The organism is Flagellimonas pelagia, from assembly GCF_003584135.1.
GTDB classification, from domain to species: domain Bacteria; phylum Bacteroidota; class Bacteroidia; order Flavobacteriales; family Flavobacteriaceae; genus Flagellimonas; species Flagellimonas pelagia.
On sequence record NZ_QXFI01000009.1, the window covers coordinates 89,417 to 113,908 of the forward strand.

General features: G+C 43.0%; 31 protein-coding genes. 25 read left to right on the plus strand and 6 right to left on the minus strand.

Annotated features, from left to right (window positions below; genetic code table 11):
* Positions 1-35 precede the first annotated feature (35 nt).
* From D2V05_RS02205 to D2V05_RS02215, 3 genes are read left to right on the plus strand one after another with little or no spacing between them, the layout of a single operon-like run.
* On the plus strand, positions 36-587 hold the full coding sequence (locus D2V05_RS02205) for a hypothetical protein (RefSeq protein WP_119645958.1): 552 nt from the start codon (positions 36-38) through the stop codon (positions 585-587).
* The gene (locus D2V05_RS02210; RefSeq protein WP_119645959.1) at positions 584-2,041 is read left to right on the plus strand and encodes a DUF5723 family protein; all 1,458 of its coding nucleotides are present in this window, start codon (positions 584-586) and stop codon (positions 2,039-2,041) included. The genes D2V05_RS02205 and D2V05_RS02210 overlap by 4 nt, the downstream gene beginning before the upstream one ends.
* 12 nt (positions 2,042-2,053) lie before the next feature.
* The gene (locus tag D2V05_RS02215; protein ID WP_147378207.1) at positions 2,054-2,893 is read left to right on the plus strand and encodes a hypothetical protein; all 840 of its coding nucleotides are present in this window, start codon (positions 2,054-2,056) and stop codon (positions 2,891-2,893) included.
* On the opposite strand, the gene D2V05_RS02220 is transcribed toward D2V05_RS02215, so the two are convergent.
* Positions 2,890-4,167, minus strand: a complete 1,278-nt coding sequence (locus D2V05_RS02220; RefSeq protein WP_119645961.1) for a replication-associated recombination protein A — start codon at positions 4,165-4,167, stop codon at positions 2,890-2,892. The two genes, D2V05_RS02215 and D2V05_RS02220, sit on opposite strands and share 4 nt — an antisense overlap.
* A gap of 120 nt (positions 4,168-4,287) precedes the next feature.
* Here D2V05_RS02220 and D2V05_RS02225 point away from each other — a divergent pair, with 120 nt between their 5' ends.
* On the plus strand, positions 4,288-5,010 hold the full coding sequence (locus tag D2V05_RS02225; protein WP_119645962.1) for a rhomboid family intramembrane serine protease: 723 nt from the start codon (positions 4,288-4,290) through the stop codon (positions 5,008-5,010).
* A 2-nt stretch (positions 5,011-5,012) separates the two neighbouring features.
* On the opposite strand, the gene rlmB is transcribed toward D2V05_RS02225, so the two are convergent.
* The 5 genes from rlmB to D2V05_RS02250 form a co-directional block, all read right to left on the minus strand.
* Positions 5,013-5,750, minus strand: a complete 738-nt coding sequence (gene rlmB / locus D2V05_RS02230; protein WP_119645963.1) for a 23S rRNA (guanosine(2251)-2'-O)-methyltransferase RlmB — start codon at positions 5,748-5,750, stop codon at positions 5,013-5,015.
* A 138-nt stretch (positions 5,751-5,888) separates the two neighbouring features.
* The gene (locus D2V05_RS02235; protein WP_147378208.1) at positions 5,889-6,632 is read right to left on the minus strand and encodes a hypothetical protein; all 744 of its coding nucleotides are present in this window, start codon (positions 6,630-6,632) and stop codon (positions 5,889-5,891) included.
* Between the two features lie 211 nt (positions 6,633-6,843).
* Complete coding sequence (locus D2V05_RS02240; protein WP_119645965.1) at positions 6,844-7,800, minus strand: hypothetical protein; 957 nt, start codon at positions 7,798-7,800, stop codon at positions 6,844-6,846.
* Between the two features lie 22 nt (positions 7,801-7,822).
* Complete coding sequence (locus D2V05_RS02245; protein ID WP_119645966.1) at positions 7,823-9,526, minus strand: SusD/RagB family nutrient-binding outer membrane lipoprotein; 1,704 nt, start codon at positions 9,524-9,526, stop codon at positions 7,823-7,825.
* A gap of 22 nt (positions 9,527-9,548) precedes the next feature.
* Positions 9,549-12,773, minus strand: a complete 3,225-nt coding sequence (locus tag D2V05_RS02250) for a SusC/RagA family TonB-linked outer membrane protein (protein ID WP_119645967.1) — start codon at positions 12,771-12,773, stop codon at positions 9,549-9,551.
* A 574-nt stretch (positions 12,774-13,347) separates the two neighbouring features.
* Here D2V05_RS02250 and rpsL point away from each other — a divergent pair.
* From rpsL to rplR, 21 genes are all read left to right on the plus strand, one after another.
* Positions 13,348-13,722, plus strand: a complete 375-nt coding sequence (gene rpsL, locus D2V05_RS02255) for a 30S ribosomal protein S12 (protein ID WP_013305196.1) — start codon at positions 13,348-13,350, stop codon at positions 13,720-13,722.
* A 19-nt stretch (positions 13,723-13,741) separates the two neighbouring features.
* On the plus strand, positions 13,742-14,218 hold the full coding sequence (rpsG, locus tag D2V05_RS02260; protein WP_119645968.1) for a 30S ribosomal protein S7: 477 nt from the start codon (positions 13,742-13,744) through the stop codon (positions 14,216-14,218).
* 8 nt (positions 14,219-14,226) lie between these two features.
* Positions 14,227-16,353 carry an elongation factor G gene (fusA, locus tag D2V05_RS02265; RefSeq protein ID WP_119645969.1) on the plus strand — a complete coding sequence of 709 codons (2,127 nt, stop codon included), beginning with the start codon at positions 14,227-14,229 and terminating at the stop codon, positions 16,351-16,353.
* An 11-nt stretch (positions 16,354-16,364) separates the two neighbouring features.
* Positions 16,365-16,670, plus strand: coding sequence for a 30S ribosomal protein S10 (rpsJ, locus tag D2V05_RS02270; RefSeq protein ID WP_010519396.1), 306 nt, complete (start codon positions 16,365-16,367; stop codon positions 16,668-16,670).
* Between the two features lie 209 nt (positions 16,671-16,879).
* Positions 16,880-17,503, plus strand: coding sequence for a 50S ribosomal protein L3 (gene rplC / locus D2V05_RS02275; protein WP_119639406.1), 624 nt, complete (start codon positions 16,880-16,882; stop codon positions 17,501-17,503).
* On the plus strand, positions 17,503-18,132 hold the full coding sequence (gene rplD / locus D2V05_RS02280; RefSeq protein ID WP_119639407.1) for a 50S ribosomal protein L4: 630 nt from the start codon (positions 17,503-17,505) through the stop codon (positions 18,130-18,132). Before rplC ends, rplD begins: the two co-directional genes overlap by 1 nt.
* Positions 18,133-18,139: 7 nt before the next feature.
* Positions 18,140-18,430 carry a 50S ribosomal protein L23 gene (rplW, locus tag D2V05_RS02285; RefSeq protein ID WP_119639408.1) on the plus strand — a complete coding sequence of 97 codons (291 nt, stop codon included), beginning with the start codon at positions 18,140-18,142 and terminating at the stop codon, positions 18,428-18,430.
* A 9-nt stretch (positions 18,431-18,439) separates the two neighbouring features.
* Positions 18,440-19,264: a 50S ribosomal protein L2 gene (gene rplB / locus D2V05_RS02290; RefSeq protein WP_119645970.1), complete on the plus strand. Its 825-nt coding sequence runs from the start codon at positions 18,440-18,442 to the stop codon at positions 19,262-19,264.
* 12 nt (positions 19,265-19,276) lie between these two features.
* Positions 19,277-19,555, plus strand: a complete 279-nt coding sequence (rpsS, locus tag D2V05_RS02295; RefSeq protein ID WP_119645971.1) for a 30S ribosomal protein S19 — start codon at positions 19,277-19,279, stop codon at positions 19,553-19,555.
* A 7-nt stretch (positions 19,556-19,562) separates the two neighbouring features.
* Complete coding sequence (rplV, locus tag D2V05_RS02300; RefSeq protein WP_073181014.1) at positions 19,563-19,970, plus strand: 50S ribosomal protein L22; 408 nt, start codon at positions 19,563-19,565, stop codon at positions 19,968-19,970.
* Positions 19,971-19,979: 9 nt separating this feature from the next.
* Positions 19,980-20,699 (plus strand): 30S ribosomal protein S3, encoded by a 720-nt coding sequence (rpsC, locus tag D2V05_RS02305; RefSeq protein WP_119639411.1) that lies wholly within the window; start codon positions 19,980-19,982, stop codon positions 20,697-20,699.
* Between the two features lie 19 nt (positions 20,700-20,718).
* Entirely contained in the window at positions 20,719-21,138 is a 420-nt protein-coding gene (gene rplP, locus D2V05_RS02310) for a 50S ribosomal protein L16 (protein WP_119639412.1), read from the plus strand.
* A gap of 19 nt (positions 21,139-21,157) precedes the next feature.
* Entirely contained in the window at positions 21,158-21,349 is a 192-nt protein-coding gene (gene rpmC, locus D2V05_RS02315) for a 50S ribosomal protein L29 (protein WP_090293759.1), read from the plus strand.
* A 13-nt stretch (positions 21,350-21,362) separates the two neighbouring features.
* Positions 21,363-21,620 carry a 30S ribosomal protein S17 gene (gene rpsQ / locus D2V05_RS02320; protein WP_119639413.1) on the plus strand — a complete coding sequence of 86 codons (258 nt, stop codon included), beginning with the start codon at positions 21,363-21,365 and terminating at the stop codon, positions 21,618-21,620.
* 2 nt (positions 21,621-21,622) lie between these two features.
* Positions 21,623-21,991, plus strand: coding sequence for a 50S ribosomal protein L14 (gene rplN / locus D2V05_RS02325; protein WP_072881245.1), 369 nt, complete (start codon positions 21,623-21,625; stop codon positions 21,989-21,991).
* A 16-nt stretch (positions 21,992-22,007) separates the two neighbouring features.
* Positions 22,008-22,319 (plus strand): 50S ribosomal protein L24, encoded by a 312-nt coding sequence (rplX, locus tag D2V05_RS02330; protein WP_119645972.1) that lies wholly within the window; start codon positions 22,008-22,010, stop codon positions 22,317-22,319.
* Between the two features lie 2 nt (positions 22,320-22,321).
* Positions 22,322-22,873, plus strand: coding sequence for a 50S ribosomal protein L5 (gene rplE / locus D2V05_RS02335; protein WP_119639415.1), 552 nt, complete (start codon positions 22,322-22,324; stop codon positions 22,871-22,873).
* A gap of 1 nt (position 22,874) precedes the next feature.
* Positions 22,875-23,144, plus strand: coding sequence for a 30S ribosomal protein S14 (gene rpsN, locus D2V05_RS02340; protein WP_116218582.1), 270 nt, complete (start codon positions 22,875-22,877; stop codon positions 23,142-23,144).
* 18 nt (positions 23,145-23,162) lie between these two features.
* Positions 23,163-23,561: a 30S ribosomal protein S8 gene (gene rpsH, locus D2V05_RS02345; protein ID WP_119645973.1), complete on the plus strand. Its 399-nt coding sequence runs from the start codon at positions 23,163-23,165 to the stop codon at positions 23,559-23,561.
* 19 nt (positions 23,562-23,580) lie between these two features.
* A complete protein-coding gene (gene rplF, locus D2V05_RS02350; protein WP_119645974.1) occupies positions 23,581-24,123 on the plus strand; it encodes a 50S ribosomal protein L6 in 543 nt (180 codons plus the stop codon).
* An 11-nt stretch (positions 24,124-24,134) separates the two neighbouring features.
* A complete protein-coding gene (gene rplR / locus D2V05_RS02355; protein WP_119639418.1) occupies positions 24,135-24,488 on the plus strand; it encodes a 50S ribosomal protein L18 in 354 nt (117 codons plus the stop codon).
* Positions 24,489-24,492 lie beyond the last annotated feature (4 nt).

A 24,492-nucleotide genomic window follows, 5' to 3' on the forward strand; every position in this document is an offset into this window, starting at 1 on the left:
AACCCCGTTCTGGACACTGGAAAATGTTTTTGGCTATGAAAAGATCATTTTATCTGCTCCTTTGCTTTGCTGTGGTGTTGATGCTTTCCCAATCTTGCACAGAACAGCAGGATTTCGGTCAATTTGAAGACCTTAGCATTACACCGACCTTGGCAACCGGACTTTTTTATATGGAATCCGATGAGGCGACCATCAATGATGCTGGTACCTTTGGCACATTCTATGCCCAAACAGTCAATTTTGATGCCTTTAATGAAGAGTTTGTGGCAGACCACCTAATTGAAGGGACCATCACTTACGAGATTGTGAATACCACAAGCAAACAGTTGCGCATTACCATCGAGTATTTGGATGAGGCGGGCAATACCTTGGACGGTGAATTGTTCAATATAGATGCCGATCCTTCCGGATTGATGACTTGGGAAGTGGCCTATGGGCCAGGAGGTAAAAGCTTGGACATTTTGGCAAATACCTCAAACCTTAGACTTACGGCGACAAATCTTAGCGATGCCATCAGCGTTTCGTCACAACCTGAACCCAAAGTGAAATTTAAATCTGCAGCAGAGTTTTTATTTAGGTTGAAATGAGGTTACGGTCCTATTTAGTGTTTTCTGTCCTTTTGGGAAGTTTTACGATTTCCGCGCAAAACAAGGAATTGCTTTATGATTTTTATGAAATTCCTCAGGCGCTCATGGTCAATCCAGGGGTAAAAACCTCAGAAAAGTGGCATGTAGGTATCCCGGTCATTTCAGGACTGTCCTTTCAAGGTGCTACCAGTGGGGTTACGGTAAATGATTTATTCGCAAATGACGGGATCGATTTTACAACAAAGGTACAAGAGCGGGTACTGGATGTCATGACCCGTAAGGACGATTTCAGTACAACCAGCCAAATTGAAGGTTTTACCATAGGTTTCAGGGGAAGGAACAGACCGGATGACTACTATTCTTTCGGTATGTACGGAGAAACCGATGTCATTGTCTATTGGCCCAAGGATTTGGCCATCTTGGCCTTTGAAGGCAATGGGGGTAACAATATTGGAAGGAGATTTGATTTGGGAGATTTGAACTTACGTGGAGAGATGGTCAATGTGTTCCATTTTGGGGTCAACAGAAAAATGAGCAATACCCTTACCGTTGGGGCAAGGGCCAAGCTTTACTCCAGTATTTTTCAGTTTCAATCCATTAAAAATTCAGGGACTTTCAGGACAACAGAAGGTCAGGACAATATTTATGTTACCTCCATCTCTGCGGACATGCAACTACAAACTGCGGGGGTGAAGGGTTTTTATGATATTCTGGAAGAAGATACTGGAACTACAAGAAAGGATGTTACAAGTTTGTTCACCGAACGGGTATTATTGGGAGGTAATTTGGGACTTGGGTTCGATGCCGGTTTCAGTTACCAGTTAACCCCGCAAACCACCATTACAGGTAGTGTATTGGACATCGGTTTCATATACAACAACAAGGATGTTTGGAACTATACCTTTAGCGGAAGTACGAGCACCCAAGGGATTTCGGTCTATTTGCCGGAAGATATCGATAATCTGGACAATAATCTTTGGCAAGAGCTTATTGATGATATTGATGAGGCTTTGCCCCATGGGGAAAACACGTCTTCCTATATTTCCTTTAGACCGGTAAAGGCATACGGTTCCATTCGGTATGACTTTGGTGAAGGCGGCAACAACACATTTGACAATTGCGGATGTGGAGTAAATGCAGGGGGCGGAGGAAACCAAGATTTTTATCGGAACAGTATAGGAGGACAATTGTTCATGATGAAAAGGCCTAGGGGCGTTCAGGCAGCCCTAACAGGGTTTTACCAAAAAAGGTTCGGAAGGGGATTATCCCTTAAAACAACCTATACCATAGACAAGTATTCTTTTACGAACGTGGGTTTGGGACTGAACCTTCAGGCAGGTCCTGTAAATTTTTATGTGCTGGGCGATAACCTTTTGAGCTATGCCAACGTAGCGGACAGTCATTATGCATTTTTACAGTTTGGATTTAATATCATATCTTGGAACGATAATTGAATGATGTTCCGTATGAAGTCAAAACTATTATATGTTATTTTGTTTGCCTTGGGTTTGAATTTCTCAGGACATGCCCAGTTGAATGACTATAAATATATTATCGTTCCCAAAAAATTCGCGGCCTTTAAAGGTGAAAACAGATATCAGACCAGTACATTGGTCAAATATTATTTCACAAAGAATGGTTTTAATACCATTTATGATGATGAAATGCCTTTGGACCTGGCGACCAATAGATGTTTGGGACTTGTGGCCGATCTTTTGGATAATTCTTCCATGTTTTCCACCAATGTAATCATTACACTGAAGGATTGTAAAAATTCTGAGGTATACCGAACCTTTGAGGGAAAAAGTAAGACGAAGGACTATGTGGATGCATATAAGGAGGCCATTCAAGACGCCTTTACTTCCTTTGCGGGAATAGGTTATGCTTATGAACCGAAGGAAACCGAAACCCCCAAAGAACCTATTGTGGTTAGTTTTAGAGACGATGTAAAGATCGTTGAGGATAAAGAGGGGGAAAAAGTTGTTGAGCAAAAGGCAACTACCGAGGAGCAGGTATATAAAAGCGTTGAGCCGAAACCATCCAATTTTACCAAGGCAACCCAAACCGAAGGAGGGGAGCCCATATCATCCGATCTATTGTATGCCCAGCCTATTGAAAATGGCTATCAATTGGTGGACAGTTCGCCCAAAGTTGTCCTTAAACTCGAAGAAACCTCCATGGAAAATGTTTTTCTTACCACCTACCAAGGTAACAATGCCGTGGTATTCAGCAAGGATGGCAAATGGATATTGGAGTATTTGGAAAATGGAAACAAACAACAAAAGGAGCTCAATATCAAATTCTAATACCCATATTTGTCCTTCCAACGGGATTTTAAAAAATCTTTCATGGCTTTTTCCCTAGGGTTGTTCCCCGGGCGGTAAAAGGTGGTACCTGAAATTTCATCAGGCAAAAACTCCATGTCGGCAAAATTGTTTTCATGGTCATGGGCGTAGGCATATCCTTGCCCGTAACCAATATCCTTCATGAGTTTGGTGGGTGCATTTCTTATGGCCAAGGGTACGGAAAGGTCCCCAGTTTGTCTTACTGCTTGTTGCGCCTCATTGATGGCGATATAGCTCGCATTGCTTTTGGCAGAGCTGGCCAAATACGTCGCACACTGACTTAAAATGATCCGGGCTTCAGGATGTCCTATGGTGTTAACGGCCTGAAAGGTAGTGTTGGCCATTACAAGGGCAGTGGGATTGGCGTTGCCAATATCTTCGGAAGCCAAGATTACCATTCTCCGTGCAATGAATTTAACGTCCTCGCCCCCCTCGATCAGTCGGGCAAGCCAATATACTGCGGCATTGGGGTCACTACCCCGTATGGACTTAATGAAGGCAGAAATAATATCATAATGCTGCTCCCCGGTCTTGTCATATAAAAAGGTATTCTTTTGGACTTTGCCCAGCACCATGTCATTGGTGATGGTAATGGGGCCTTCAGATTCCGAGTTTACGATCAACTCGAAAATGTTCAACAATTTTCGGCCATCCCCTCCCGAGAGTCTCAGCAAGGCCTCGGTTTCCTTTAATGTTATTTTTTTGGACTTTAGAACGCTGTCGGTCTTCATGGCTCTTTCCAAAAGGGCAATAAGGTCTTCCTTCCCAAAAGGATTTAGGATATATACCTGACATCGGGAAAGGAGCGCGGGGATTACCTCAAAACTTGGGTTTTCCGTTGTGGCCCCGATTAAGGTTACCCAACCCTTTTCTACGGCACCCAAAAGTGAATCTTGCTGTGATTTGCTAAAACGATGGATCTCGTCTATAAAGAGGATTGGATTTTTGGAAGTGAAAAGCCCACCACTTTGTTTGGCTTTGTCAATGACTTCCCGAACATCCTTTACGCCACTGCTAATGGCACTAAGGGTATAAAAAGGTCTTTGGCTTTCAGTGGCGATAATGTTGGCCAAGGTGGTTTTGCCCGTGCCCGGTGGTCCCCAAAAAATCAGGGAAGGAATCACACCATTCTTGATTTGGGCGGTCAAAGCACCATGCTCACCCACCAAATGTTGCTGACTGATATAATCCGAAAGGGTTTTGGGCCGTATACGTTCTGCCAAAGGTTCGTTCATAGGATAAAAGTAAGACAAATTTAGAGGTGTTTGGCCAGGTTCAGGGAATGAGATTTTAGCCAGAACTGACAATTTGTGTAAATTGGTTATCGTGGTAAGCTATTTGAGTCCATTGGAAACATGAAGTCATCCGAACCTTTTAAAATTCCGTTAAGTGTTGTATTGGCACCTATGGTTGCCGTGCTCTGCATTTGGACAGTATTTTGGGTAGAGGTTGGATTTGGGGTCAATTTTAACGACTATGGCATTTTTCCCAGAAAATTATGGGGATTGAGGGGAGTAGTGCTTGGCCCTTTTATCCATGGATCGGTAGAGCACCTATATAACAATACCATTCCGCTGGCCATTTTGTTGGCCTTCCTGTTTTATTTTTACCAAAGGGTAGCTTTAAAAGTTCTTGTTTTTGGGGTGATATTGTCGGGACTCCTAACATGGGCCATTGCCCGCCCTTCATATCACATAGGCGCAAGTGGTGTCATTTATGTTTTGGCAAGTTTCATTTTTTTCAAAGGGATTCTGGCCAAATATTATAGACTGGTTGCCCTTTCGTTGGTCGTTGTGTTCATCTACGGAAGCATGGTCTGGTATATATTTCCGGTAAAGGAAGATATTTCATGGGAGGGGCATCTAGCTGGTTTTGTTACAGGGTTGCTGCTGGCGTTTATCATAAAGGCAGAAGCGCCGGAGGTGCGAAAATATGAATGGGAAAAGGATGATTTTAATGAAGATGAAGACCCGTTCCTAAAACATTTTGATGAGCATGGTAATTTTATTGAAAACAAGGAGGAGAAGGAAACCGGCATACAAATAAAATACCACTATAAAGAATCCAAAAAAGATTGATGTTATCCTTGTCGCTGCCGAACCACTTCATACAGGAAAACACCACAGGCAACAGAAACATTAAGGGAACCGATTTTGCCCAGTAGAGGCAGTTTGGCCTGATGGTCCACCATGCCCAGTATTGAGGGGGAAATACCTTTTTCCTCCGAGCCCATGATGATGGCTGTGGGTTGGTCAAAAGCTATGGAATAGATATCATTTTCAGCCTTTTCGGTGGCTGCCGTAATAGAAATGCCTGAGGATTGCAGATAAAAAAGAGCGTCCTTTAAATGATCCACTTTGGCAATAGGAACATTAAAGGCGGCACCGGCAGAGGTTTTCACCGTATCATCGGTTATGGGGGCCGAACCATTTTTGGGGACAATGATCCCATTCACTCCACAGCATTCCGCAGTGCGGATAATTGCACCAAAATTCCGTACATCGGACACTTGGTCCAGAAGTAGGAAGAAGGGCATTTTTTCCTCAGAAAGGATTTTTTCCACCATGGTTTCAAAATCTTGGAACTGAACGGGAGAAATCTGGGCCACCACACCTTGGTGGTTGTTCCGTGTTATCCGGTTCAATTTTTCAATGGGGACGTAGGAGGCGCTTAGGCCCGATTTGCGAATAGTGGACTCCAACTCTTTGAACAGGTCTCCTTTCAACCCTTTTTGGATAAATATCTTGTTAATGGGCTGATTGGCACTTATTGCCTCTAAAACTGCACGTATGCCATAAATGAGTTGGTTGTCTTTCATGGGGCAAAAGTAAATAAAAAAACCGCCCAAATTTTGGGCGGTTTTTATTACGAGTTGTATGTTGTTTTAATGATAATGTGAAAAGACATCCATCAAAACTGAACTTTTATTTCCAATTCAAAAGAGGAAAAAATCATTTTATTGCCCATCAATATATTCGAACAGCTTTACTAAATCGGCTTCTTCTTTAATATCTATATTATTATCCTTGATATAGGTCTTTATTTTTGCTCTTAAAGGTTCTTTGAACAATTTGAGTAGTTTGTTTTCTTTAAGAGGTATTTCATCGATTCGGTTTACACCATCCATTTGGTAATAGTACTCGATAAAATGGGTGAATCTGTTGGGAACAGCTTTAACAAAGGAATTTTGAGCCTTTTGGCCTTCGGTAAATTTTACCTTATCCCTTCTATATAGATTAACTTTTTTTCCATTCAAGAGGGTTGTCAAATAACCATTGGTAGTATTCCCTTTTTTGTCGATAAAGGTTGAAAAACCCATGGGTTTTCCATTGATCATTATTTTAATGGCTTTATCTTTTACCAGGCTACTGACCTTTTCCTCGGCCAATTTGGTCTTTTTTAATTCTATCTCTTCGTTATAGGCATTATATCTGTAGTAAAAGGAACCCATGCCTTCTTCATTATAAAAAACGGGAGCGGAAATGAATTCATCATTGGTATAGGGAGAACCGGAAAATTGATCAATCCCTGTCCTTTTGGACAAACGTGCATATTGATCATTCATGTCGCCGATTACACTATTGACCAATGCGCTGGATGCGGCATTGTAGGAACTCCCTGCGGCGACTTGACCAGCATATTGGGAGAATGTGAATTGCGTAACAATTAAAAAACTGATTGTAGAGATGATATGTTTCACGATGAAAATTTTGAATGTAAAGTATAAATAATTGATGCGTTTAGCAAGAAAAGAGGTTAAGTTAACATTGTTTTTGTGCATTTGGAACTAACCTTGGCATGATTTTTCATCTATAACTATTTTGATATGAGTTTTTTATGTGATGGATAAAAATGAATAAGCCCGATCATAGCTAGCTATGATCGGGCTTGACTCTTAGTTGTATAATTTACTATTGTTTTGTAAAACGATAAGTAGTTTGAACTGGTGAGCTACAATCACTTTGCGTATCATCTGTAAACGTGACCAAGAAAACACTATCGTCATTCGGGTCGTAGGTTTCCCTAACAGTTGGGTCAGAGAACCAATCACCACCACTTGAACAGGCACAACCACTATTTTGGGTCGGAACCTTAATCTCACCACAAATGAATTCAATGGTGAAATCCCTTAATGTAGTGCAGTACAATGGATAGTTAGCTGTTTGGAATACCCTTTCAACGGATGTTGCTCCAACGGCCAAAGTAACTATTTCACCATCTGACAACGTTGGACCATCCACATATCCTGACGTTTGCTCTATTAAATAATCACCTACGAATAGGGTGCTTTCAACAGGACAAGTAACGGAAGGGGTGTACAAAAATGGTGAAGCAAAGAATGATCCTGTAGAAGTATCCGTGTTGTCGTCGTTGGAGAAACTTCTTCCATCGGTCAATACGGCTTCAAAGCGAACATAAAATTGGTCGCCACCATCCAAAATGCTGCTGTCCATTGACAATAAGCTTAGCATCTCATCAAGAGTAAGAGTATAGGTAGTTCTTGGGAATCCGTAGATACCGGTATAAAATTCGGAGCTGGGAATGGTAGCGGCCATAACCTCATCCAAAATATCATAGTCGGTTTCGCCTGTTTCAACAGTGTTGTCCCTAAAGGATACAAAAACCTCCAGATGATCTACAAGGGCACCATTTTGTTCATCCTGCATCTCGACCTCAACTGAAAAATTGGCATCCGATTTTCCAATGGGCAATTCATTTGAGATAACACTTACCGTTCTGAGCACTATTCCGCTCGTGGTATTATCAAAGACTTCGTCAACCACGGCGTTCCCGTCATCACATGAATTGAATGTGAATACTGCTAGCGCTGTTGCCGAGGCTAAAAGTAATTTATTTATGATTTTCATGATTTTCAATTTTTTTTAATTGTTATTGTGCTGGTGGGAACGCAGGTGAAGCTGGATTGTTGTCCCAGAATACCTGTCCTGTCAAATCATCCTTTTGTGTCAAATTAGGATTGGTGATCACCTCGTTCTGAGGATACAGGAAGGATCTTGGGAACGGACCTGGGTTAGCTTCCCAGTTCGGCTCCAAATTCGTAGGATACCCTGTTTTTCTGTAGTAGTTGTAAGCTTCGGCAGAACCTCCGTACAACGTTACAAAATACTGGTCTGCAAAAATGTTCATTTGGTCATCACCAGTAGCTGCGGTAAAGTCGGCAATAATGCCGTCAATCCAGTCAGAAACTTCTGTAGCTGTTGGTTCATAAGACAAATCTGCAGTAGGGTCCACAGCTCCATAAGCCTGGACTTTGGCCATTGATTTTTCCAAACCAGATTGGAAAAAACCTGCTACGACCGCAGTTGAGGAACCTTTGGCCATTTCGTTGTCTGCTCTCCAGAAATCAACATAGGAAGCAAGGATTATAGGAAGGATACCTGCACCCGCGCCACCTTTGCCCAAACCAACGGTAGGGTCATCTTCTTCATCGTCAAAATCATTGTCATCAAATTTACCGGCAGCTGGATATACACCTATAGCAGTTTTCAAGAAACCATCTGGTGGCCCACCTTCATTGTTACCATGAGACCTACCCCAGTAACCGTTGGGAACACTACAATATGCCCATCCACTCTCCACGTAATGAACTGGAGGAACGGCCAAGGAACAAGCCAATGTCTCTTCATTTGGAGGAGTGCCATCGGAAGATCCTGGAGTACCGCCGGTCTGGCGATAGAAGTAGTAACGCATTCTTGGATCACTTACGTTTTGCATGTATTCCATAAGCCAGTTAGACCTATAGTTGTCAGCACCACTAGGAGTGTAGTCGCTGGCGTAGTCTGGGTGACGAGTATCAGGCTGAAGGGCCCTGGAGCCATATTGGAACTGGAAATCGTCGTCACTGCCAGAAATGAAGTTGCCAGCAGCGATGGTGGCGTCAAAAGCAGCAGTATTGCCTGTTGTAACATATGCCTTCAATTTGAGGGAGTTGATGACCTTGATCCATTTAGTGGTATCCCCATCATAGAAAAAGTCTGTTGCACCATTGGTGGCAGGTCCGGCAGCAAACAATGCCTTGGCCTCATCCAACAATGCCAATGCACTGTTATAAACTGAGGCACCATCATCCATCAAAGGAGCTGGGTATGTTGCTGGATCACCGGCTTGGGTATATACGGCTTCGCCAATATAATCAGCAAGCAACAAGAGCATGTGCGCTTGAAGGGTTTTTCCAACAGCAATGTGGAAGGAATAATCTACGTCACTTGCCGCATCGATATCTTCCAATGCCGTAACATTGGTGAAAATACCCAAACTGGTGTTGCTTGGGGTTGTGCCCCCACTACTGTAGGTTCTTGACCAAATGGTGCTGAAAGTTGAACCCGGGTAGTTGTTAAAGTAGTTCCTTCCGCTCATATATTCGATCCTGGTCAAATCACCACCTAACTGACTGATGGCGAAAATATTGTCTCGATATGAAAGCTGTATGGAATTCAACAGCAATGCTGGATCCGCCTGATCGGCAGCAAGGTCGTTTGGACTCACCAAGAGATCCATGTCGGTTGTCTCACAAGATTGCAACAATCCTGTTAACAAGAGAACAACGGTTATATACTTAACTATATTTCTCATAATATTTTAGCTATTTTTTTGTTTAGAACGTTACTTTGACGCTTATACCGTACTTTTTGGCGCTAGGACCGTTGATAAAGTCGAATCCTTGTGCGTTACCAATTCCAGCACCTTGAACGTTCGGATCAAAGTGTGCACCCTTGGGAGTGTTGTAAGCATCATACCATAGGTTGAAACCTTGAGCGGTAATGCTCAAAGAACCAAATGGAGTCTTGTCCAAAAATTTGGATGGGAATGTATAGCCCAAAGAAACCTCTTGAAGCCTGACTACAGAAGCATCATAAATCTTCAATTCAGCAGGACCGAACAAGATGTTGTCAAAGTAGAATGAAGAGTTGTTTGTCTGTTTCATGTTAACTTCACCTGTACTTTGGGATACACCTGGGAGAATATAGGTGTTTTCCCTGTTCAAGGTTTCAACGATTAAACCACGACCCAACAAGGTTGCAATGGTGTTGGACATCATATCACCACCTTTTGTCCAGTTAACTTGGAAACCGAAGTTCCAGTTTTTGTAGGATATACTGTTGATGAAGTTAGTGATGAAATCAGGGTTTGGATTACCGATGATCGGCACATTTCCATCAAGGTCTTGCTCAACAACTACATAATCACCAGCATCGTTAACCAAGAAGTTTCCGTCAGCATCCCTTCCTACGGCCGTACCAACGATAGAACCAAGAGGCTTACCTTTGATGGCAGCATTACCACCTACAAATAAGGTTGAACTACCGGCATAGATAATGATGTCTTGTTCTTGTTCGGTAACTACAGGTTTGTATGTAGAGAAGTTAGCTCTGGTGTTCCAGTTGAATCCTCCAGGGCTATCGCTTCTAAACCAATCAACAGAAGCATCAATTTCGAAACCATCACCTTCGATTTTACCTACGTTACTCTGAGTGAAAGTAAATCCAGTGGATGGGGAAAGAGGCTCCCTGACAATCAGGTCTTTGGTCACACGGTTAAAATATGTGAAATCCAAAGAAACTCTGTTGCTGAAGAATTTGGATTCAAAACCAAGTTCATATTCAGTCAAAAGCTCAGGCTTCAAATCTGGATTTGCCTTAAAGCTTGCAACTTGGTTGGTGGTAGTCTCCCCGCCTTCACCATAAACTTGAGTGGTCTGCTCTACAATACCAACAGTTGGATAACCGGTTGGGAAAGTTGCTGATGAACCAACACCAGCTCTCAATTTCAAAAAGTTAAGTCCTCCTTGTGATTGCAATTCTGGAAAAGCAGCTGTTGGTAAGAAAGAAATACTTCCACTAGGGTAAGTTCTACTGTTGTTTTCTGTGATCAAGTTGGAAACCCAGTCAGTCCTGGTAGAACCTGTCAAGAACAACATATTGTCATAGTCCAATGTTACCTGGCCTAGCAAACCTGCAATGTTTCTTCTTTCGGAGTACTGGATCGGAGTTTGGTTGGAGTAGTTGAAGTGACGAACCACGCCATATACCAACTGACCGGTACTGGAAACACCTTGTTGGTCAAAAGTAGTTGACCTTGTGGTGGCACCTGCAGTGAAGGTCATACCCAATTTCTCTGATAGGTCATAGTTTCCGTTTAGGGCCAAGTAATGGTCCCAAATGGTGTTATTGTTATCATATGTTTTTAGGTATCCATAGATTGCAGAGTCGAAACCAACACCACCTTTGTTGGAGTATTGAGTGTTTCTCTCATTGTAGAAGTCCATACCGCCCCTATAGGTAACATCCAAATTATCGGATATGGCATATGTGGCAGATGCATTCCAGAAGAACCTATTGGTCAACTGGTTGTTGGAAATGTTGTTTAAAACCCATCTTGGGTTGATGATATCGTTTCCATTTCGATAGTAGACACTGGAGTGGTCGATTGGGTTTTCATAAGGAAGACCCATCAAGTCAACGTTCCTTGGTGTAAAGAATACGTGTCCGAACAAAGAAAGTCCCAAACTACCGTTACCCCTACTTGCCGCAATTGGAGGCGAGGTATAGTCGGTTCTTGAGAAGTTCATGGCAGCACTGATGGTGAACTTGTTCGTCAGTTTGCTTCTACCACCAACGGATATGTTGAACCTATCCAGTTGATTACCTGGTACAAAACTCTCGTCGCTCAAGTAACCTGTATTTACATTAAAAGATGTATTGCCGTCTGCAGACCCACCATTGATGTTAATGGAAGTACTGCTAACCCCTCCAGGTCTGAAGAAATCTTCAACACTGTCATAAGGTTTCCAGGCATATCTTGCATTTTGTAACTCAGGGAATGCTTCCCTTGTTTTGGCAACTGCTGTTGTGGAATAAGGGTGAGCCAATGTGCCATTTTCATCTATGGCGGCTTGATTACCCCATCCTGCTACACCATCTTTGGCGAATTTTGGGCCCCAGTTACTGTAGAACCACCCGAAAGATTGGTCAAAACCACCACCATATTCATCTTGGTAGTCGGGCAAAGATGCCATTGCATTAACAAAATAAGATTGATTGACGGTAATCTCCGTTTTCTTTGCACCTCCAGAACCAGCACCGGCCTTGGTGGTGATCAAGATCACACCGTTTTTACCTTGGGTTCCATAAAGAGTGGCCGCGGCCAAACCTTTAAGCACTTCAACGTTGGCAATGTTGTTCGGATCCAAATCCAAGAACCTTGAGGAACCAGTGTTACCATCCAAGAAGTTGCCGGCTGCGTTGGTGTCACTACTAAAAGGTACACCATCAACTACGAAAAGAGCCTGGTTGCTTCCACTAAAGGAGCTCAAACCTCTGATCACCACGTTGGTACCGGAACCGGCCATACCGCCAGCTGCGGTAATGTTTACCCCAGAGGCTTTACCGCTCAAAACCCTGGCCACGTCACCATCGGCACGTTGCTCAAGATCTTCCTCGCCTACAGAGGATACTGCATAACCTAGCGCTTTCTTTTCACGCTTAATACCTTGTGCGGTAACAACAACCTCTTCAAGGGCTTGGGTGTCTTCCACCATTTGTACATTGATCACAGTGGCGGCTCCTACAACCCTTGTGGATGGTTTTTGTCCTATGTAAGTGAAGAGTAGGGTTTGACCTTCACTTGCACTGATTGCATAGTTTCCATCAAAATCTGTCTGGGTACCTGTAGTGGTCCCCTCAACGACAATGTTGACCCCAGGCAGTGGGAGGCCATCGGCATCCGTAACAGTACCTGTAATCGTCTTGTCTTGTGCAAAGGATATATGCACAACAAACGCCAATAATAGCGTTAACAATCCATTAAGTTTTGTTCTCATTGTTAAATTATTTGAATTAGCTAATGGCTAAAATCATAATTTCATGTTAATAATCCAAACTAATTTTATAAAATCTTTAAGACTCGGACCGTAAATGCAATAACTGCAAAATGTTTATGAATGATTAATAACTCTTCAATTTGAAGGGGGTTGAATTGATCTTAATGCAAATAATGCATCGTAGGCCCCGAAATCACTAGGGGTTGACCTTTTTAAAGGGCTTAAAACAATTAAACGTGCTGATTTTAAATGTGATTTAGCGGGTTTGGGTTTTGTTAAGCAAAAATTAACAGTATCGAAATATCCGCCACTATACCTTAATATATTATAGTGTTTTTTAGAACACTTTTTTTGATGACGTGTTTTGATCGGTTTCGCATTATGGTGGATTGTTGAAATGCATCCGATAATTCTTAATTGGGTAATGTTGGGGTAAGTCAATCCTCTTAACTGCTTTTTGAACTTTTTTTTCCGTAAGGGGTAAAATTAATTCCCTTCCATTTGAATTATTCCGAAATATCACTACATTTGCAGCCCTCAAAATGAGGGTTATTCAGTTTTTAAAAGAAATTTAATGCCAACAATTTCACAATTAGTACGAAAAGGAAGGGCCACGATTACCAAGAAGAGTAAATCGGCTGCTTTGGATTCGTGTCCTCAAAGAAGAGGGGTTTGTACGCGTGTGTACACCACTACACCGAAGAAACCAAACTCTGCAATGCGTAAAGTTGCTAGGGTAAGGTTGACCAACGGTAAAGAGGTGAACGCTTACATCCCTGGTGAGGGGCACAACCTTCAAGAGCACTCGATAGTATTGGTAAGGGGCGGAAGAGTAAAGGATTTGCCTGGTGTTCGATACCATATCGTTCGCGGGGCGTTGGATACCGCCGGTGTTGCCGGTAGAACACAACGTCGTTCGAAATATGGTGCTAAGCGTCCTAAAAAGTAATCAACTTTAAGAAGAAGCGATGAGAAAAAAGCAGGCAAAGAAAAGACCATTATTACCAGACCCAAGATTTAACGATCAGCTTGTTACACGTTTTGTGAACATGATGATGTGGGATGGTAAAAAGTCAATTGCATTCAAGATTTTCTACGATGCAATCGATATTGTTGATGAGAAAAAGACCGACGAGGAAAAAACAGCCTTGGAGCTTTGGAAAGATGCCCTTTCCAATGTAATGCCACACGTTGAGGTAAGAAGTAGAAGGGTTGGTGGTGCTACATTCCAGATTCCAATGCAGATCCGTCCGGACAGAAAGATATCCACTGCCATGAAGTGGTTGATCAGTTACTCCAGAAAGCGTAACGAGAAATCCATGGCCCAGAAATTGGCCTCCGAAATCTTGGCCGCTGCCAAAGAAGAAGGTGCTGCAGTGAAGAAAAGAGTAGATACACACAAAATGGCCGAGGCCAATAAAGCATTCTCACACTTTAGATTCTAATTCACAACATGGGAAGAGATTTAAAATATACAAGGAATATAGGTATTGCAGCTCACATCGATGCTGGTAAAACAACTACTACTGAACGTATTCTTTTTTATACTGGTGTGAGTCACAAAATTGGTGAGGTGCACGATGGTGCGGCCACTATGGACTGGATGGAGCAAGAGCAGGAGCGTGGTATTACCATTACTTCTGCCGCTACTACCTGTACGTGGCAGTTTCCTTTGGAAAATGCACAGCCTACACCTGATACAAAGCCATACCACTTTAATATTATCGACACTCCCGGACACGTGGACTTTACCGTTGAGGTAAACCGTTCTTTGCGTGTTTTGGATGGATTGGTGTTCTTGTTCAGTGCTGTTGATGGTGTTGAGCCACAATCCGAAACCAACTGGAGGTTGGCCGATAACTATAAAGTGCCACGTATCGGTTTCGTGAACAAAATGGACCGTCAAGGTTCCAACTTCTTGAACGTGTGTAAGCAGGTTCGTGAGATGTTGGGCTCCAATGCAGTGCCAATTGTGTTGCCGATAGGTGATGAGGCCGACTTTAAAGGTATCGTGGATTTGGCCAAAAACAGGGCTATCGTATGGCACGATGAGAACTTCGGTTCTACTTTCGATGTTGTGGATATTCCTGCTGAAATGGAGGCTGAAGTTAAAGAATACAGAGCCGCCTTGATCGAGGCTGTTGCTGAATATGATGAAAATCTGATGGAAAAATTCTTCGAAGATGAAGATTCCATCACTGAAGAAGAAGTGCATGCTGCATTGAGAGCTGCGGTTATGGATAGGGCGATCATCCCTATGATCTGTGGTTCTTCTTTCAAAAACAAGGGGGTTCAGTTCCTTTTGGATGCTGTTTGCCGTTACTTGCCTTCTCCTTTGGATAAAGATGCCATCATCGGTATCAATCCAGATACAGAAAAAGAAGAAAAAAGAAAACCAGATCCAAAAGAGCCTTTTGCCGCTCTTGCATTTAAGATTGCTACCGATCCATTTGTAGGTCGTTTGGCATTCTTCAGGGCATATTCAGGTCACTTGGATGCAGGTTCTTATATCTTGAACAACCGTTCAGGAAACAAAGAGCGTATTTCCCGTATCTATCAAATGCACGCCAACAAGCAAAATGCTATTGAGTTCATCGAAGCTGGTGATATCGGTGCTGCTGTTGGGTTCAAGGATATCAAGACCGGGGATACCCTTTCTGATGAAAAACACCCAATTGTTTTGGAGAGTATGCAATTCCCTGATCCTGTGATCGGTATTGCTGTGGAGCCCAAAACAAAGGCTGATGTTGATAAAATGGGTATGGCTTTGGCCAAATTGGCCGAAGAAGATCCAACCTTCCAGGTAAAAACCGACGAGGCTTCTGGTCAGACCATCATTTCTGGTATGGGCGAGCTTCACTTGGATATCATCGTGGATCGTTTGAGGCGTGAGTTCAAGGTTGAGGTGAACCAAGGTCAACCTCAGGTTGAGTACAAAGAAGCCCTTACAGCCAAGGCAAACCACAGGGAAGTTTACAAGAAACAGACCGGTGGTCGTGGTAAGTTCGCGGATATCGTGTTCTCCATGGAGCCAGCCGAAGAAGGTAAAGTTGGATTGGAGTTTGTTAACGAGATCAAAGGAGGTAACATTCCTAAAGAATATGTTCCATCTGTAGAAAAAGGATTCAGGGAAGCCATGAAGAATGGTCCTTTGGCCGGATTTGAGATGGACAGTATGAAGGTTACCCTTTCCGATGGATCTTTCCACCCTGTGGATTCTGATTCCTTGTCCTTCGAATTGGCCGCGAAATTAGGTTACAAAGCTGCTGCCAGAGCTGCAAAAGCGGTGTTGATGGAGCCGATTATGAAGTTGGAGGTGCTTACACCAGAGGAAAACATGGGTGATATTGTAGGTGACTTGAACCGTAGAAGGGGACAAGTGAACAACATGGACGATAGGGCCGGTGCCAAAGTGATCAAAGCTGAAGTGCCACTTTCTGAAATGTTCGGATATGTAACCTCGTTGAGGACCTTGTCTTCAGGTAGGGCAACATCCACCATGGAATTTTCACACTATGCCGAGACTCCTTCCAATATTGCAGAGGAGGTAATCAAGGCAGCTAAAGGAGTAACAGCGTAATTATCAGCAAGATGAGTCAAAAAATTAGAATTAAATTGAAGTCTTACGATCACAATTTGGTGGACAAATCTGCTGAGAAGATCGTGAAAACAGTGAAAACCACTGGTGCGGTGGTAACGGGACCTATTCCATTGCCAACGAACAAAAAGATATTTACGGTTTTGCGTTCACCCCACGTGAACAAAAAATCTAGGGAGCAGTTCGAATTGAGCTCTTATAAGAGACTTTTGGACATTTACAGCTCTTCATCAAAAACCATCGATGCCCTTATGAAGCTTGAGCTTCCTAGTGGTGTTGAGGTTGAGATCAAGGTCTGATAATCAGTTGTAAGTGTTGAGTCTTAAGTTTTGATTGTTCAGAACTGTCAACTTAAAACTTATAACTAAAAAGTACATGTCTCTGACGATGGTCAGGGAAAAACGGAGAAAGAAAAAAATCTGGGTCAGAGCAGAAAATTTTCTTGACCCAATTTTTTTGCCAAGAAATTGGCACAATTAAAAAAGTAAACAATTAATAATTAATAAATATGTCTGGGTTAATAGGTAAAAAAATCGGCATGACCAGCATTTTTGACGAGAATGGAAAAAACGTTCCATGTACCGTTATAGAAGCTGGACCATGTGTGGTTACCCAAGTCAGAACCGAAGAGGTTGACGGGTACAAAGCCCTTCAGCTTGGTTTCGATGACAAGGCAGAAAAACGTGCTAACAAGGCCGAAACAGGTCACTTTAAAAAAGCAGGTACTTCTCCTAAAAAACAAGTCATTGAGTTCCAAGGATTTGAAGGTGAATACAAATTGGGAGATACTGTTGGTGTCGACATTTTCCTTGAAGGAGAGTTTGTTGACGTTGTAGGTACATCCAAAGGAAAAGGATTCCAAGGTGTTGTTAAACGCCATGGTTTTGGTGGTGTTGGACAATCCACCCACGGTCAGCACAACAGATTGAGGGCCCCTGGTTCCATTGGTGCCGCTTCTTATCCTGCCAAAGTTTTCAAAGGAATGAAAATGGCCGGTAGAATGGGTGGCGAGAGAGTGACCGTACAGAACTTAAGAGTATTGAAAGTGGTTCCGGAGAAAAACATCTTGGTTGTAAAAGGATGTGTGCCCGGTCACAAAAATTCATACGTAACAATTCAAAGGTGGCAATAATGAAGGTAGCAGTATTAGATATCACAGGAAAAGAGACCGGAAGAAAGGTAGAGCTTTCTGACGATGTTTTCGCCATTGAGCCCAATGAGCATGCCATTTATTTGGATGTGAAACAATATTTGGCCCACCAAAGACAAGGTACCCACAAAGCCAAGGAAAGAGGTGAGATCGCTGGTAGTACCAGAAAGATCAAAAAACAAAAAGGTACCGGTACCGCAAGGGCAGGTAGCATTAAGTCTCCTGTTTTTAGAGGTGGTGGTAGGATCTTTGGTCCAAGACCTAAGGATTATTCCCAAAAGTTGAACAAGAACCTTAAGCGATTGGCTAGAAAATCTGCCTTGACCCTTAAGTCAAAAGAGAACGCTTTGGTCGTTGTGGAGGATTTCAATTTTGAAGCACCAAAGACCAAGGATTTCGTTAGTTTCTTGACTTCATTGGGATTAGAAAATAAAAAGTCCCTTATTGTGTTGGGCGATACAAATAATAACGTATATTTGTCGTCGCGTAATTTGGAGCGTTCCGAAGTTGTAACCGGTTCAGAATTAAACACTTACAGAATTGTTCATGCGAACAGCGTAGTGCTTACTGAAAGTGCTTTGGAAGGAATTGAATCGAACCTAAAGAAATAAGAATATCATGAGTGTGTTGATAAAACCGATAATTACGGAGAAAATGACCGCTGACAGCGAGCTTTTCAATCGCTATGGTTTCTATGTTGACCCAAAGGCCAACAAGTTGGAAATCAAGGAAGCGGTAGAGGCCACTTATGGTGTTTCTGTGGAAAAGGTAAGAACCATGAACTATGGTCCAACGCGTAAGAGTCGCTATACAAAAACCGGAATCCAACACGGAAAGACGAACGCTATGAAAAAAGCGATCGTTGATGTTGCCGAAGGTGATATTATTGATTTTTACAATAATCTATAAAGACAAGAGATGTCAGTTAGAAAATTAAAACCGATAACCCCTGGTCAGCGTTTTAGAGTAGTAAACGGATTTGACGCGATTACTACTGATAAGCCGGAGAAAAGCTTGCTTGCTCCGTTAAAAAAGTCAGGTGGTAGGAACAGTCAAGGTAAAATGACCATGCGCCACAGAGGTGGTGGTCATAAAAGAAGATATCGTATCATCGATTTCAAAAGGGACAAACAAGGAGTGGATGCCACTGTGCAATCTATCCAGTATGATCCCAATAGAACTGCATTTATCGCCTTGGTAGAGTACGCAGATGGTGAAAAAAGATATGTGATCGCACAAAATGGAATGCAGGTAGGACAGGCTATCCAATCCGGTACCGGTTCTGCCCCTGAGATTGGAAATGCACTTCCTTTGGGTGAGATTCCTTTGGGTACCATCATTTCCTGTATTGAATTGAGACCTGGACAAGGTGCCGTTATGGCCCGTAGTGCAGGTACGTTCGCACAGTTGATGGCGAAGGACGGTAAGTTTGTGACCATCAAATTGCCATCTGGTGAAACCCGTATGGTGTTGGCCACATGTTTGGCAACCGTAGGAGCTGTTTCCAACTCTGACCACCAATTGTTGGTATCTGGTAAAGCAGGTAGAAGCAGATGGTTGGGTAGAAGACCAAGAACTAGGCCAGTGGCCATGAACCCTGTGGATCACCCAATGGGTGGTGGTGAAGGAAGGGCTTCCGGAGGTCACCCAAGATCTAGAAACGGTATTCCTGCCAAAGGTTTCAGGACCCGATCCAAGACCAAGGACACCAATAGGTACATCGTAGAACGTAGAAAGAAATAAAAGAAAAAGTAAATGGCACGTTCGTTAAAAAAAGGACCATTCGTTCATAATAGTCTGGAGAAAAAAGTCCAGACCAATATAGAGACAGGTAAGAAAACAGTTATCAAAACGTGGTCAAGAGCCTCTATGATAACCCCAGATTTTGTGGGACAGACCATCGCAGTACACAACGGGAAGCAATTTGTGCCCGTGTATGTAACCGAGAACATGGTAGGTCACAAACTTGGAGAATTTTCACCAACACGATCTTTTAGGGGTCATGCTGGAGCTAAAAACAAAGGTAAAAAGTAAGTAAGCAATGGGAGTTCGTAAAAGACAAATGGCCGAAAGGTTAAAGGAAGAGAAAAAGCAACTTGCTATCGCAAAGCTTAACAATTGCCCAACATCTCCAAGAAAGATGCGTTTAGTGGCAGATTTGGTAAGGGGAAAACAAATTGAGATGGCTTTGGCCATCCTAAGGTTCAACCCTAAGGAAGCATCCAGAAAATTGGAAAAACTTTTGCTATCCGCCATCGCCAATTGGGAAGCTAAAAATGAGGATGCCAGTATCGAGGATGCCGATCTTTACATCAAGGAAATCCGTGTAGACGGTGGGACCATGTTGAAGAGATTGAGACCAGCTCCACAAGGTAGGGCCCACAGAATCAGAAAACGTTCCAATCATGTGACCATGATCTTGGAGTCCAATAACAACGTTCAAAGCTAGAAGAAGAATATGGGACAAAAGACCAATCCAATAGGAAATCGCTTAGGAATTATCAGAGGATGGGAATCCAACTGGTACGGAGGAAACGATTACGGCGATAAGCTGGCTGAAGACGATAAGATCAGAAAATATGTCCATGCCCGTTTGGCCAAGGCCAGCGTGTCAAGGGTCATTATAGAGAGAACCTTGAAATTGATCACCATCACCATTACCACGGCTCGTCCTGGTATCATCATCGGTAAAGGTGGACAAGAGGTAGATAAACTTAAGGAAGAGCTTAAGAAAATCACCAACAAAGAGGTTCAGATCAATATTCACGAAATCAAGAGACCTGAATTGGATGCCAATTTGGTAGCTGCCAGTATCGCAAGACAGATCGAGAGCAGGATTTCATACAGAAGGGCCATCAAAATGGCTATTGCAGCTGCAATGCGTATGAATGCCGAAGGAATCAAGGTTCAGATTTCAGGACGTTTGAACGGTGCTGAGATGGCACGTTCAGAATCTTACAAAGAAGGAAGGATTCCATTGTCTACTTTCCGTGCCGATGTGGATTATGCCTTGCACGAAGCCCACACTACCTATGGTAGATTGGGTGTGAAGGTTTGGATCATGAAGGGTGAAGTTTATGGAAAAAGAGAACTTTCCCCGTTGGTAGGATTGAGCAAGAGTCAACCAGGAAAAGGCGGTAAACAAGATGGTGGTAAAAAACCACGCCGTAGAAAGTAATAAGATAAAGTAAGGTAAGATGTTACAGCCAAAAAGAACAAAGTTTCGTAAGGCCCAGAAAGGGCGTATGAAGGGAATCTCGCAAAGAGGACACCAGCTTTCCAATGGAATGTTCGGTATCAAGTCCTTGGACTCCCACTTCATCACCGCCCGTCAAATTGAGGCTGCGCGTATTGCTGCGACAAGGTACATGAAGAGACAAGGTCAATTGTGGATCAAGATATTCCCGGACAAGCCCATCACCAAAAAACCTCTTGAGGTTCGTATGGGTAAAGGTAAGGGTGCTCCAGAATATTGGGTAGCTATTGTGAAACCTGGAAGGATCATGTTCGAGGTGGCCGGGGTTCCCCTGGATGTTGCCAAGGAAGCCCTAAGGCTTGCGGCACAAAAGTTGCCCGTGAAGACCAAATTTGTGGTAGCTAGGGATTATTCCGCTTAATTTTTAATTGAGAAGAAAGATGAGACAATCAGAAATAAAAGAACTTTCAATTGAAGAGCTAAAGGAAAAGTTGGCCGAGTTGAAGAAACAACATGCCGATCTTAAAATGGCTCACGCCGTTACTCCTTTGGAAAATCCTTTACAGATCAGAAAGACCAGAAGGACGGTGGCAAGACTTGCAACTGAATTAACTAAAAGGGAATTACAATAATTGGTTCTGCCTTATGGAAAACAGAAATTTAAGAAAAGAAAGAATAGGCGTTGTTACCAGCAACAAAATGGAGAAATCAATTGTGGTTTCTGAGGTAAAACGAGTTAAGCACCCTATGTACGGTAAATTCGTTTTGAAGACCAAGAAGTATGTAGCCCACGATGAGAAGAACGATTGCAACGAAGGTGACACCGTTAAAATAATGGAAACCAGACCTATGAGCAAGACAAAATGCTGGAGGTTGGTAGAAATCCTAGAAAGAGCTAAATAATTATGGTACAGCAAGAATCAAGATTAAAGGTTGCGGACAATACCGGTGCAAAAGAAGTTTTGACCATCCGCGTACTGGGAGGTACAAAGAGAAGATATGCTTCCCTAGGTGACAAGATTGTTGTATCCGTTAAGGAGGCAACTCCAAACGGTACCGTTAAAAAAGGTTCTGTGTCCACAGCTGTTGTGGTTAGGACGAAAAAGGAAGTAAGGAGACCTGATGGTTCTTACATCCGTTTCGACGACAACGCCTGTGTATTGTTGAACGCTGCTGGTGAGATGAGGGGTACCCGTGTATTCGGACCTGTTGCAAGGGAGTTGAGGGACAGGCAGTTCATGAAGATTGTTTCATTGGCGCCAGAAGTGCTATAAAAGAATTATCAGAGAGATGAAGTTGAAAATCAAAACAGGGGATACGGTCAAGGTCATTGCGGGAGACCACAAGGGCAGTGAAGGTAAAGTACTTCAGGTAGACCGTGAAAAGAACAAAGCTATCGTGGAAGGCATCAACGTGGTGTCCAAACACGAAAAGCCAAGTGCTAAGAACCCTCAAGGAGGCATAATCAAAAAGGAAGCACCTATCCAAATCTCCAACCTAGCATTGATCGATCCAAGATCTGGAGAGGCTACCCGCGTGGGTTACGAAGTTAGGGATGGTAAGAAAGTAAGGGTTTCCAAAAAATCCAATGAAGTAATTTAGTCATGAGCTACATTCCAAGATTAAAACAAGAATATAAGGAGCGTGTGATCAAGGCTCTTACCGATGAGTTTGGGTACCAGAATGTAATGCAGGTTCCAAAATTGCAAAAGATCGTAGTAAGCCGTGGGGTCGGTGCAGCCGTATCCGACAAGAAGCTTATCGACCATGCCGTGGATGAGTTGACCATGATCACAGGTCAGAAAGCGGTGGCCACCCTTTCCAAAAAGGACGTTGCTACGTTCAAATTGAGAAAAGGTATGCCCATCGGTGCCAAAGTAACCTTGAGAGGTGAGCGCATGTACGAATTTTTGGATCGATTGATTACCTCCGCCCTTCCAAGGGTGCGTGATTTCCAAGGGGTTAAAGCTACCGGTTTTGATGGTAGGGGTAACTATAACTTGGGTATCACCGAGCAGATCATCTTTCCAGAGATCAATATAGACAGGATCAACAGGATCAACGGTATGGACATTACCTTTGTTACTTCTGCTGATACTGATAAAGAAGCAAAATCATTGTTAACCGAACTGGGAATACCCTTTAAAAAGAACTAGTATGGCCAAGGAATCAATGAAAGCCCGTGAGAGAAAAAGGGCGAAAATGGTTGCAAAATATGCCGAGAAAAGAAAAGCCTTAAAAGAGGCTGGCGATTATGAAGCCCTTCAAAAGCTTCCGAAGAACGCATCTCCGGTACGTATGCGTAACCGTTGCAAATTGACCGGAAGACCAAGAGGTTACATGAGAACCTTCGGTATATCCAGGGTTACTTTCAGGGAAATGGCCAACCAAGGCCTTATCCCAGGAGTTAAAAAGGCAAGTTGGTAATTTAGATAAAGAAAAGAAATGCTTACAGATCCAATTTCAGATTATTTGACCAGGATTAGAAATGCCAGCAAGGCAGGTCATAGGGTAGTGGATATCCCCGCTTCCAATCTAAAGAAACAGATTACCAAAATATTGTTCGACCAAGGATATATTTTGAGCTATAAATTCGAGGAAGACGAAGTACAGGGCAATATCAAGATTGCCTTGAAGTACGATAAGTTTACTAAAGAGCCCATCATCAAAAAATTGCAAAGGGTAAGTAAGCCCGGTTTGCGTAAGTATTCAGGTTCTGATGAGCTACCAAGGGTATTGAATGGTTTGGGTATCGCTATTGTGTCCACTTCACATGGAGTGATGACCAGCAAGCAGGCCAAGCAAGAGAATGTGGGTGGCGAAGTATTGTGCTACGTATATTAATAGAGAAAAGAGTAGAAAAATGTCAAGAATAGGTAACAGTCCAATTGCAATTCCTGATGGTGTGACCGTTGAAGTGAAAGATTCAGTGGTTACCATTAAAGGTAAGTTGGGAGAGCTTTCACAAGAATTTTCAGAAGTAGAGGTGAAGGTAGAGGATGGCAGTATTTCAGTGGAAAGACCTTCCGATGCCAAAGAGCATAGAGCTAAACACGGTTTGTACCGTGCCCTATTGGCCAATATGGTAAAAGGGGTATCGCAAGGATGGTCCAAGGAATTGGAATTGGTGGGTGTTGGATACAGAGCCAGCAACCAAGGACAAAAGTTGGATTTGGCCCTGGGCTTCTCCCACAACATCATCCTGGACATCGCTCCAGAGGTGAAGGTTGAGACCGTTTCCGAAAAAGGGAAGAACCCTATTGTTAAACTAACATCTCACGACAAGCAATTGGTAGGCCAGGTTGCCGCCAAGATCAGATCTTTCCGTAAGCCAGAGCCTTACAAAGGAAAAGGTATCAAGTTTGTTGGTGAGCAACTAAGAAGAAAAGCAGGTAAATCAGCTTAATAATTAAGACTATGGGATTATCTAAGACTGAAAGAAAATTTCGCATCCGAAGAAGAATCAGAAAAGTATCCTTCGGAACTGAAGCAAGACCAAGATTGTCTGTGTTCAGGAGCAATAAGGAAATATATGCCCAGTTGATCGACGACAACAAAGGTGTAACTTTGGCATCTGCCTCATCCAGAGATAAGGAAATCGACGCCAAAGGAACCAAGAGTGAAGTCGCTACAAGCGTGGGTAAGGCCATAGCGGAAAAGGCCCTTAAGCTAGGTATAGAGGCCGTGGCTTTTGATAGGGGAGGAAACCTATATCACGGAAGAGTAAAATCATTGGCTGAAGGAGCTAGGGAAGCAGGACTAAAATTCTAAGAAA